1 protein-coding gene is annotated in these 13,093 nt (G+C 44.7%); it reads right to left on the bottom strand.

Annotation, left to right across the window (positions count from 1 at the left end; all coding sequences use genetic code 11):
* Window positions 1-461 precede the first annotated feature (461 nt).
* Window positions 462-12,935 carry a Calx-beta domain-containing protein gene (locus BJP34_RS19235; RefSeq protein WP_070393729.1) on the bottom strand — a complete coding sequence of 4,158 codons (12,474 nt, stop codon included), beginning with the start codon at window positions 12,933-12,935 and terminating at the stop codon, window positions 462-464.
* Window positions 12,936-13,093: the final 158 nt, after the last annotated feature.

Here is a 13,093-nt window from a genome sequence, read left to right on the forward strand (position 1 = left end):
GACAATACTGCGAACGCGCACCGTGCGACCTACGGTCAATCGCGTTTGATTGTACATCTGAATCCCCAGAATTATTGATTACATCGGGCAATCCCGGTTTATCCACGTAATCTACATGACCGCTGGCATTTGAGATCACAGCGATCACCATTGTTGTCAACAGCTCTACCCGACAATGAAACAGCCCTGGGGTGTTAGGCGGGATTCCTCTTGCCTTAAAAGGATAAGCAATGTCCTCATGACTACAGCAGTTTGCACTTCAGTTAGGTACAAAGTTCTGGGTTTTTAGGGAGCAGGCAGCAGGGAGGTCAGTTATCAGCTGACCGCTGACCGCTGACCGCTGACCGCTGACCGCTGACCGCTGACCGCTGATAGCTTACTATTCCTAAATAATACCAAATCCGTTTGTCAAAACCCCTTTATAAAAATCGACCAAATCTTTGTATGCCAGGAATCTATGACTATGGAGATAAGGGGGGTATGGGAACAGGATTTGGTATAATATCTGTCAGCAAAAGATTCAAGTTTTCCACCGTTAACAAAGGCAAGTTAGGATTCTCCGTACTACTCACATTTTCTGGATTGGAAAAGAAACTAAAACTAAACAGATATCGTCCCCTGGTTTGATTGGGGTTTTTCTGAGTCTGCCAATTGTCAATTTCCCGGACAATATTTGTTCGCAGCTGTTCAGTCACTGCTAACATATCCGTGGAATCCCCAGACTTTTGAACCGTAAATCGAGGGGTGAGTATAACAGGTAAGGAAGCTAATAGTTCTTCTTCATTACCAGTGGCGCTAGTATTGCTAGCTAAAGCAAAGGCATACTGACAGCTAATCCGAATATCATAAGGACGGTTAATGATAGCTGGTAGCAAGACTTTGAATAACTCTTCGAGATGGTCTGTCAAGGCTTTACTTCTGGAATCGCCCAGGTCTGCAATATCCCAACGCTTATCATTAACTATTAGAGGAGTAATCCGATTCTTAAACCGGACTTCAGGAGTCTGGAAGATGAAAGCAGCATTGGTTTCCCGGCCATCAATCAAATTTTTATTGCGGGCGAGACGGATAGCACCCCAGGCATTTTGATAGTCCAACACATCCAAATTAGTTACAGTCACCTTACGGTCTGGTAATGCCGACTCCCCAAAGGTTTCTACCCCAGTTGCATCAAGCAATTTGGTGAAATCATACTCAATTGTTGTATAAGGTACTGTGAGGGAGTTAGTGGTGAAATCGTTTTGCCTGGTCTCATTTAACTCATACCCTGGTAACTCAATATCTAAGATTTGTTGATCAGGAACGGGTTGATCAGTAACGGTTTTATCAGTAACGGGAATATTGTTAGTGGGAGTGATGATAACTGTTTTGGTTTCTTGGTCAGCGGATAGGTTTTCATCAATATTGTAGTGAACTGTCTCGCGAGATGCCTGTGCGATCGCAATCGGTTGCCAAATTTGCCATGACCTAGCCACGTCTTCTGCTAGAGTCGCAAAGGCACTGAGGGCATAAGCAGCAGAAGTAACCGTAGTCACGTTGGTAGTCTGGTTGTTAGAGGTTAACCCGGTTTCCAAAGTTTTGAGATCACTGGCTAGGGTTGGATATAGATTGTTAAACCGCACCAGGGTATCCAACAGTGGATCAATAGTATTGGTCGTATCGATAATTGTGCCAACACCCACTGGGTCCGCAATGTCTGCATTAACTGCATTACTCAGCAAAATAGTAAAGGTTTCATTATTTTCAACGAAATCATCGCTGTTGACTGGCACCCGAATTTCTTTGGTGGTTTCACCTGGATCAAATTGTAGACTTCCGCTCGTTGCCGTGTAATCTCCTGGTGCTTTCGCAGTGCCATCCTGGGTTTGATAATCAACCGTAACAGTATTGTCAGAGGGAGGAGATAAGGTAATAGTGAAAACTGCTTCTACGTCTTGATTTTCTTCGGGTTCCTTCAAAGAGACATCATTAATGGTTAATTTAGAGGAACCATTGTATTCAATCCGGCATTCAATGGTATCTTGAGCCACATCGGGATGTTCATAGAGGAAAACATAATTCCAGTCTCGAATATCCTCAGCACTGAGAATCTCACCAGCAAAACTGTCGGGGTCAGGAATTGCTGTATGGGAAATCAGAGAAGGAGGAAGGGGAAAATCTCGCAAAGGAATGGGAATTTGAACATCTCCAATTTGATTAGGCCCATCGTTGAGAGGTTGAATAAAATTGAGCCAAGAGGAGGTGGAATTAGTAGTATTAATCTTGTATTCCAACTCATTAACCTGATAGTTCAGATTAACCGCAATATCTTCGTAACGCTGAGGAGTTTGGGTATTAAAGAAAAAGGTTAGCGTAGACTTACCATTGTTGGCATCGCTCAGTTCAATTTTAGCTGGAGATAAGGTGAAATCTATCGATTGAAGCAGAGCTTGCTTTTCTGCGTCAGAACTAGTGGAGTTGGGTGTACTTTCAGGATTGGTGTAATAAGCCCCGTTCATCACTGGTTGCCCAGATAAACGAGGAATATCTTGATCAGACCATTGATAGCGATCAGCGATCTCTACATCTACGTTATATTGAACAATGGTTTCAATGTCGTAAGCATCCGCTAAATTTGTCAGCAATTCCTTTTGGAGTGCTTCCACCGCTAAGCTTTGGCGAGTAGTATACTCTTCGGAAGTTGTATCCACAGAAGTCTCCAATACATGGGTCACATTTTTACTAATCGAATCGGCCAAACTTGCTTTGACATTTAGAATGCGCCCAATCTCATCCTTTAAAGTGCTATCATTCACTGCAGGGATAGCTGTTTCCGGTTTCAGGATATCTTCAATAGCACGTAAATAGTTACGGGCTAAACCATTCAGGTCTACCGCATCCACTCGCACGGTTTCTGTTGAGGTTTGGTCAAGTCCACCATCTTGGGTGTAGCTGTAAAGGTTTACTTCCCCTGACATTAAGGTATTGCTCAAAGGCGCAGCGGAAAAGAAGTAGGGGAAATCCTCTTTGATATCGTAACTAATCCCGGTATCCCCCAGATGAACTGCCCACAGGGTATCACTGTTTTGAGGATTAGCATTATCAATATTCCCAGCATCCCTCCCCACTGCTAGCTTTAAGTTAGGTAGTGCTTGCTCAAATGCCTTGGCAAAGGGGTCAAGGGAGGCCAGGCGTTCACTAAACTCAGCATTTTCATCATCGGAGGAGCTGGTCAGCACAACGGTTTTGGGGGCAAAATAGGCTGATACTACCTCAGCTTCACACACATAGCAATCCATCTCCTTTTCAGGCACATCGTCGGAATGCATCAAATCCTTTTCACACACATGGTCGAAATGCATCAAATCCTGGTTGCGTCGCATTTCCAGCTGTACGGTGACCGGGAAAAGTAAATCCGTTGGATACAGAAGACTATTATTGTTATCCCGGAAGGTGAGATCAACCGTTGTGCTAGCTACTGCTGGGGGAACAATCCATTTTTGATTGGCCTCAATCAGATCCGATTCATTTTGGAGCGCCTCTGCTACTTCTGCTACAGTTAGGGGGCGTTGCGAACGCTTTTCTAACAGATCCACCGCTGTTTTCAGACAACTGAGGTCATACATGCGATGAATAATCTCCAATGATTCCTTTAAGGTGTCGATCAAGTCCTGATCATCGCTTTGACCATGGGCAGTTTCGATATTAGTGATCGCATCCGGCACATCCAAGGTTTCAGATTCGCTATGAACCGTTGATGGCTCGAATTGGGATTTAAGGTTACCTTCAGCCGCATCCGGCACATCCAAGGTTTCAGATTCGCTATGAACCTTTGATGGCTCGAATTGGGGTTTAAGGGCATCTCCATCCTGCAGTGTTGCTTTCAAGATACTCAAAGAAGATTCACTATCATTGAGATCAAGTAAGGCCCGTAACGCAATGCGATTTGCCCCTTCCAAGTTCTCCAGTTGCTCATAAATAGCATTCACCGCCCCAATGCTTTGCTGGGCTTGACTGGCTTCGGCATCAATACTATTTTTGAAATTAACCAGGGTTTGCGCCCATCGAGAGGTGAGAGTGTAGAAGGTTTCCTCAGTTCCGGTCTCGATAGTTTGACTATCGATGAAAGCCGCTAACCGTTCTAAGTCGCTATTTCTAATCTTAGTCAGGGATTCCAAAACCGGACGGACATCGATAGCAGTATTGCCACTCAAGAGTCCGGCCAGGGTTTGGTTAGCCACCGCTACTGCTGCTGCGGTAATTTCCATTACTGCTGCTGGGGTAATTTCCGTTTCCATGGTACTGGTTAAGGTACTCAGGGATGTGGTTTGATCTGTGGATTCTAGCACTGCTAGAGAGTCATGGTTCTGTGCAGAAGAGGTATCTAGGGTAAAGCGATCCGGAATGTAGAGAGTTGCCCCGGACTCTAAGGCTAAAGTGGGATTTTGAAGAGCAATATCCCCTGCTGTGGTTTGATCGGTAATAATTTGACTATCATGGGCAGCAGCAATAGCAATCATTTGCTCAAAGCTATCCCCACTGGTGACAGTGTAGTTCAACAGCACGTCAGCCAGGATTACATCCTCCGTACCAAATAAATCAGTCATATCGCTGACAGCATCAGCAACCACAACTAATTGACTATTGATCGTAGACACAGTCAGAATATCACTGATATTGCCCACCGCTTGTACCGTTTCCAACACCGTGCGATGAAGGTTGGTTTGTAGATGAAGCTGCTGAGTTAGGTAAGCAAGGGTTTTCTGTTGGGCCGGATCAGCAATGGTATACTCCAGGGCACCCACTTCAGCAACAATGCCCGATTTCAGCACATCGATGGCCCGAGCATCAGTAGTGGCAATAAACTGGTTCAGGGCAATGTGATATAGACTATCCTGAGGCTGGATGGTGTAAAGGCTACTATCAGGCATTGTGATTGTGGAACCTGCCACCAGTAAATCCTGGCGTTGGGCATTGGCAAGAATCACCGTTTCAGCAGTTTCCGTGCTAGAGGTATTGGGGAATGCCGCTGCGATCGCACTCCAGGTCTTGTCAGTAATTATCTTGATGTCTACATTAAACGGAGTTGGTGTTGCTTCATCATTCTTGGTCACCGTGACCGTTAATGTTGTGTCCGTGGGGAAAATTTCCAGATCACGAATGGCCTCTACCACATCCTGGGATGCTGGTGCTGCTAACAGACGGTCTCGAAGAGTGCCCAACGTCTCGCCATCCTGGGTTTTGCTACCCAAGGCTGAAACCGTAACCCCTGCCAGCAATACCGTCGATTCATTCTCTGCAATAATCTCATTGATCCGGTCAGTCAGGATCTGGTCAAACTCCAGATCCAGGTCAGCATTTTCCAGCTGCAATACCCCATAGGCAATTTCTTCTAGGGTGGCGTTTAGGGTAACGTAATTGTTGACGTGGGATGATTCTAGACCCTTGATCAGGACACCATTAGTTAAAGTTTCGGTGGTATTTAACTCTTGAGCAATGGTTTGTAGCAGGGTTTCGATAGTAGTAGTGCCGACAAACTGGTTCAGGGCAATGTGATATAGACTATCCTGAGCCTGGATGGTGTAATCAAGGCTAATATTGGCCATTTTTATGGTTATTGTGGAACCTGCCACCAGTAAATCCTGGCGTTGGGCATTGGCAAGAATCACTGTTTCAGCAGTTTCCGTGCTAGAGGTATTGGGGAATGCCGCTGCGATCGCACTCCAGGTCTTTTCAGTAATTATCTTGATGTCTACATTAAACGGAGTTGGTGTTGCTTCATCATTCTTGGTCACCGTGACCGTTAATGTTGTGTCCGTGGGGAAAATTTCCAGATCACGAATGGCCTCTACCACATCCTGGGATGCTGGTGCTGCTAACAGACGGTCTCGAAGAGTGCCCAACGTCTCGCCATCCTGGGTTTTGCTACCCAAGGCTGAAACCGTAACCCCTGCCAGCAATACCGTCGATTCATTCTCTGCAATAATCTCATTGATCCGGTCAGTCAGGATCTGGTCAAACTCCAGATCCAGGTCAGCATTTTCCAGCTGCAATACCCCATAGGCAATTTCTTCTAGGGTGGCGTTTAGGGTAACGTAATTGTTGACGTGGGATGATTCTAGACCCTTGATCAGGACACCATTGGTTAAGGTTTCGAAGGTTTCGGTGGTATTTAACTCTTGAGCAATGGTTTGTAGCAGGGTTTCGATCAGCTGGTCTTCCTCTAGGGCGAGTTGTGCGATCGCAATCGACTCGAAGGTATCCCCATCTTGAACGGTATAGCTGAGGGAATTACCAGCGCTATTGTAAGCAATAATCTCACCAACCGCTAATAAATCCGCCGTTTTTGCATATTCGGTGACAATTTCGTTGACTTTGTCACTTTGAGTGCCGTAATCTTTGTTGAGCTTGGTTGCGATCTCATTTAAGCTGTTTTGCTTAACCCGAATACCGACAGGAATCTGAATATTTTGAGGACTGGTGAAAATACCACTAACTGCACTATTACTATCCCCTAAATCTCCAATATCACAGCCATACTGATTAGCAACGGATTCCAGGTTTTCAGTGTTACCAGCAACTGTATAGGTAAATTGCTGCAGATATTCCAACGTGACCAAATACTTATAGACATTATCCACAAAGCCCGTGAAGGCGGCACGCTGATCAGTCAACTCCTGCCACTCCTGCTGCTGGTCAGGGGTGGGAATCACCGATGTACTCACCCTAAACGTCAAGTTGGAGTCATGAACCTGATAGTAAATTTGTTGATAGGTGGCGCGGTCAGTTTTAATCTGATCCAGTACCTCAGTGAAAATATTCCCAGGAGTGGGAATATATTTAGATTGGTCTAACACCAACTCCAGAATCAAATTAGCGGTCTTCTCATCCTTGCTGGTGATCTGATAGCTTTCACCCACCGACGGCCATTGATTGATTCCGAAAATCGGGTCGAAATACCCTAATTTTTGGCTAATACCTTCTGCAAAGTCCCCATCACTTCCTAAACGATTGCCATAGATATCTTGCCAGCGAAAATCCAACGTAAAGGTATCTCCAATGCCGTAATAGGGATTGAGGGTATCCTTGAGAATTTCCGGTAATGCTTGGGATGCTGTGATGGCGGCGGTGCTTAAGGCATAAACAGGCAAGACTTTTTCATAGACCCATGTTGTATTATCCTCATTCTCTTCAATCGGTCCGATCGGTAGACGGTCTTGCTCGGTTTTAAAGTCAGCTGCTGTACTGGGCACCTGATAACTTAAAAGCTGATAGAGGTTTTGAATCTCATCGGTAGCAGTCTCATTGTTTTGAGCTTCAATGGCTGTACGGGTCAGTCTAAAACCAAGATTTCCCGCCGGAATCTTCAACACATTAGTTGTTTCACTACTGGTGGCAAAAATTTCGCTGACACCATCGAGTGTACTGTACTGAGAATGACCAGATGGAATATTAAGGCAGTTGTGATACCTAGCGGGAGTGCTGCTAAAGGTCATTAACAGAGTGACCTGAGCCGTGTCCCCATCAGCAAACAGAGAATCTGGTAAGCCCTTTTGCTCATTGTTTTGTGTATTGCTATTGTTTTCTGTTTGCTCATTGTTTTCTATTTCCTCATTGTTTTCTATTTCCTCATTGTTTTCTGTTTGCTCATTGTTTTCTGTATTGCTATTGTTTTCTATTTCCTCATTGTTTTCTGTATTGCTATTGTTTTCTATTTCCTCATCGTTTTCTATTTGCTCATCTTTTTCTGTATAGCTATAGTTGAGGTAATAGCCTTCACTATTTACAACAGTGCTTTCCTGTACCAGTGTTAGGAATGGTAGGAAAGTTGCATCATTATCTGTCTCTAGTGTCACCGTACGATTATCCCCAGAATCTAGGGATAAGTTCGTCTTCAGCATCAAGACTTTAGGACTGTCATCAGCACTGTCATCAGCATTTTCCTCAGCATTTTCCTCAGCAATTTCCTCAGCAATTTCCTCAGCAATTTCCTCAGCACTGCCATCACGGGTCAGAACTTTCGAGTCACCACTGTCATCCAAATACAACAAGGTCAAGGTTGTAGGAGTTACGTTTGCTGTCAGAATATCTTGCAGCAATTGCCGACTAGCGGTTTCAATCCTTTCAATAGCGTATACCGTGGGCAAAAATCCGCTCCCATCTGAGGTGGAGACTTGGCGGATTTCCAAGGTTAATTTAGTTGCCCAAGTATATCCCGCTTCAATCTCCGCAGTATCTAACGTTTCCCTATCTTGAACTTGCTGCTGATTGTATAAAAGGGTTAAGTTGTATAAAAGATTAAAGCTAATCTCATCAGACTTAGACTTGAGATAATCACATAACCCAGAAGGAAGTTCCCACAGCAGATTATTAGCGCCATTGATAGATTCATTCCAGTAAGTTTTTTGGCGAATAATGTATTGCTGGTTAGTGGGATTGTAAAACTCCAGCAGTGTTGGAGGAGTTGTGGGCAAAATTCCACTGGTTGCTGCCTCATCAAGCTGCTTAATAAGCGTAATGGTGTTGTAGGGAGGATCACTATCCGGGAAAGGATAATTGAGTTCAGAGGTTAACGTTTGACTATCACTGTTCTGACTAGTTTGACTGTCACTGGTCTGACTAGTTTGACTGTCACTGGTCTGACTAGTTTGACTGTCACTGGTCTGACTAGTTTGACTATCACTGGTCTGACTAGTTTGACTGTCAGTGGTCTGACTAGTTTGACTGTCAGTGGTCTGACTAGTTTGACTATCACTGGTCTGACTAGTTTGACTGTCAGTGGTCTGACTAGTTTGACTATCACTGGTCTGACTAGTTTGACTGTCAGTGGTCTGACTTTGATCATCAATTAGTCGAATCCAAGTCAAAGTATCCGGTTGAAATAACCGGATTTCATTGGGGCTAATCGTTACCGTCTCACTATCCCCGTCTATTGTGGGAGCAGTGCGCGTAACTGTAACAGTAAATTGTTGTCCTGTAGCAAGATAAGCAGCTTGTTGTCCATCAATAATAGTTGTAGTGTTATCTTCTGTAGTGTTATCTTCTGTAAAGGTGGGCATTCGCAATCCATGCAACAAGAATCGTGAGGTCATTCCCGCTAAGGATTGGAACGACTCACCTAACTTATTTAATAAATTGCCTAGGGTAATCTGGCCATTTTCATCAAACTCCTCATCATTTTGATCTTGATCTCTGACATAATCGATGCCAAGCTGCACCGCAGAGCGAATAATTAAGGTGAAGTAGTCAATAAATAAAAGTTCAGCGATCGCTAACTCTGCGGATGCATCGTTGGTCGGTATTTGTCCCAGGACTTCTTCTGTGCTCTGGTTATGGTTATAGTTGGAGGATTGAAAATAAGTTTGAATCGCATTAATTTGATCGCGATCATATTTCGGACTATCAAAATCAACGGTATTGAGAACAGTATCAGCACCATCCTTGAGTTCCATCTCAAGTTGAGGAAACATCGGGAAAAGGGTACCACTAATTTCATCATTTGTCTGTGTCTCATTTGTCTCTGTCTGATCGATGCTGTCGGTGATCTCAAAGATAAAATTGGTAGACAAGAATCGAATCAGGGGTTCCCAAAACTCATCCGCCGGTTCTTCCTCTAAGTAGTTAACGAATAGGGTATAAACATCTTCTAACAATTCCAACGTTAAGACTTGATCATCAACATTAACAGCACTTGTGTCGATAGTTAAAGCATTACGCTCACTATCTGATAAGTAGGCATAAATCACCCATTTGAATAGGGCTTTAACTAACTTATCAAAATCTGTATCATTATCTGTATTAATATCCCCAGTAGTGCTATTGCTCTCCCCAGTAGTGCTATTGCTCTCCCCAGTAGTGCTATTGCTCTCCCCAGTAGTGCTATTGCTCTCCCCAGTAGTGCTATTGCTCTCCCCAGTAGTGCTATTGCTCTCCCCAGTAGTGCTATTGCTCTCCCCAGTAGTGCTATTGCTCTCCTCAGTAGTGCTATTGCTATCGTCTAGAGGAATCGAGTTTTCCATAAACAATAACCCGATACCACTTACCCCTGTTTCGGTCTTGGTAAAGGACGGTTGAAAATAAATATCGAGGCTAAGCTTCTCGTCGGAGGGGTATAGCTTAATTCCCGTTGTGCCATCATCCCATCGCAATGACCGTCCACCAGATGTTTCAGTAGTGACATTTGTAGTAGTAGCATTTGTAGTAGTTACATTTGTAACTGTTCCTGTGCTACTAATGGTCTGGGCTTTAGCAAAAGCAAAGCGATTAGCCCTACCATTTTTTTTGATTCGATTTCGATAGGGATGCAGGGTTTGAGCACGGGCAGTAAATACGGGAACAGTTGCTGCCATGGCTCCCCCAGAACCAGCAGCGAGTTGCCAGGGTGGTGTGCTATCTGAACCGAGGACAAATTGCTCCCGCACGGTTAATTTAAACTTAAATCTGATCCGGACAAAGCCAATCTTGACCGATGCTTTGACAGAAACCGTAGCCACCAGAGCCACCTGAATCGCTTTGTATACCTCCACCACAAACAGCACCGCAGCTTTAACCAGGACTTCTATATCAACCTTAATCACCTTAAAGTCCACGACACCATAGATGCGACCAACAATGGCTACACCACCCTGAATCTGGTAATAGGTGGCCTTTTTCTCATTAGTATCGGTGGGATTATAGGTAGCAAACACCCCTTGCAAAATCCCATGGATGGTAATGCTGAATTCGGCGCGCAGAGGACCTTTATTGATAATTTTCCCCAACCCGACCTGTAAGCCAATGCCAAATTCCAATACCGGGTCAAAGGTGCCACTAACAATGTCGGGAACACTGGTGGCTGTTTCTGCACTAAGTTTATTGAAATAGAAGCCCCCTAACCCTAAAAAGATGCCCACATTAACGGCAATGGATCTCGAAAAGTCACCACCCCAAGGGAAGCCCACATCGATACCAAAGTCCCCATTGGTATAGATTTCAATGGCAACCACTGGCAGGGTAATATGAACAGCACCAAAGTCGATATACCGCATGGTGTCCGGTAAAACCAGCTCACTGCGATAGACCCCGACAGTGTCACTAATGCGGCGATAGAGGATTTCAAATTCAAATCCAGCAAAACTCTGTACCGGGGGTCCCGACAAGCTAATGCGCAGCCCATAGATAAAGGGATCGTTGAAAATTACACTGATCTCAATGGAACCCAAAATCACAAATTGGGCACCAATTAACCACCCACTCTCTGCACTAAACTGTATTGGCTGACCTGAAAATTGAATTGGTTGAGTGGGGTCAGAACTGACGACTGAGGGTAAGGACTGTTGCAGAGCTGTGAGGGGATTTTGCCGCCGTTTAATAGGGGGAAGGGGTACCAAGGTTTGGCGCATCACCGTGGTGAATTGCTCAATAGTACGAGCTTCCTGAACAATTTCTGGTGCAAAGGCAACCCGTTGTCCCAAAGCCAGGAACTTCAGCTCGAAGATCGGGGCTTTAGTGCTGGGCACTTGTGGGGGATTTTCATTGACTGGGTCCCACTGAACTCGCTTTTTGGGTTCTCCAGGAATACTTAAGTCTACTGCGATCGCTATTTTTTTATTGGATGCTGTTCTGGCATTATTTTGTTGGGTACTAACCTGAGATGACTTAGTCCCAAACTGGTAAGACAGCCCCACATTGGATACCTTAGCAATCAAGACATTCAAGGTAGCCTTGTAGGAAATGGTGATGGATTTATCGGTTAGGTCTATCTCCAGACTAAACTTATCTAGCGCTATCTCTTCTTTAGCAAATTCATCCCAGGGTGGATCGAGTTCAAAGTCAATAATGCTGGAGTCATAGACGCTGACAATATAGGCAATCAGGTCACCAATGGTGGGATTCTTTCCACTGACCAAACTAACGCTAAACCGCAACAGTTTACGATTATTGATATCGGTGTAGACTGCGCTCAACAACAGGGTACTGATTTGGAGTTGGAAAATTAACTCACCGGTACGATTTGCCAGGGCTTGGGATGAACGACCAGAGCTAGAGGTGCTACTGGTTTGGCTAAAGGTATAGATAACCGAGAGTTGTAAGGTATCGAAAAAGGGAATCGAGGCTTTGACCGTTCCTGCGATCGCGCCTTTTAGGGTCGTAGAGGTTCCCCCGGATCTATTACTGGAGGTTTTAGTAATTTCAATCGCCGCTTGGATTTGCAGGGTTTCTTCCCCTGGCACTAAGGCAATGCCAGTATCCCAATCCATGGATCCGGTGAAGGTATAGCGGGATTCGACGATTTGGGTATTACTGTCTTGATAGCGGGTTTGTTGTAGCGCAAATGCCAAGGAAACTACTAAATCCCGCAACCCATACTCATCGAGTTTATCCTGGGAAAATCCAAAGGCTTTGATAACTTCGGTAATACTAATATTTTCAGCAGTGGCAGAAAATGCCCACTGACTGGCAATTATGCCACTCTGTGACGAAAATTGATGGGCGACCTTAACCGCAAATTCGCCCCCAAATAACTCAAACAGCCCCTCAAATGACAGTTTTCGCTGCTGGGAGAGGGATTCTGCCGTATTCTGTTGAGTGCCATTGGTTGAGCCAGAAGATTTGACCGATGACACTGACAGAGCAAGCTGTTTGATCGATAAGGTTGGCCCCGAATCGAGGGTAATCGACCAGGCATTTTCAATAGCAGCCTCAAAAGAAAATGCCCCTTTATCTGGTCGCAATTCCACCGCCATTTTAGTAATGGCTAAGTTCTGAATCGAGTCTGGTGCATCTAATTCTGGAATTAATTCTTCCAAAAGCGCCACGACATAAAGTCGCTGTCCAGCAATCATACCGCCCTGATAAACCGTTACGTTGCGGTCTTCAATTTTCTCCAGGATCAAATTGACGGTTTCACCAGCAACGGTTAGCTCGGAGATCATACCAAAGCTAACACTGGTTGTTCTTTGCACTATTGCAGTCATCGCTCGATTCAGAAATATTACTAGGCAAAAATGGAATTATCGAAAGTCAGCGGTCAGTGGTCAGTTATCAGCCATTAGCTGATAACTGATATAGCTTTTCTCGAATTTATGAGGTACAGTATTATTTGACACCAATTCCCTTCAAAACCTCTTGACTA

Source organism: Moorena producens PAL-8-15-08-1, assembly GCF_001767235.1.
GTDB classification, from domain to species: Bacteria; Cyanobacteriota; Cyanobacteriia; order Cyanobacteriales; family Coleofasciculaceae; genus Moorena; species Moorena producens_A.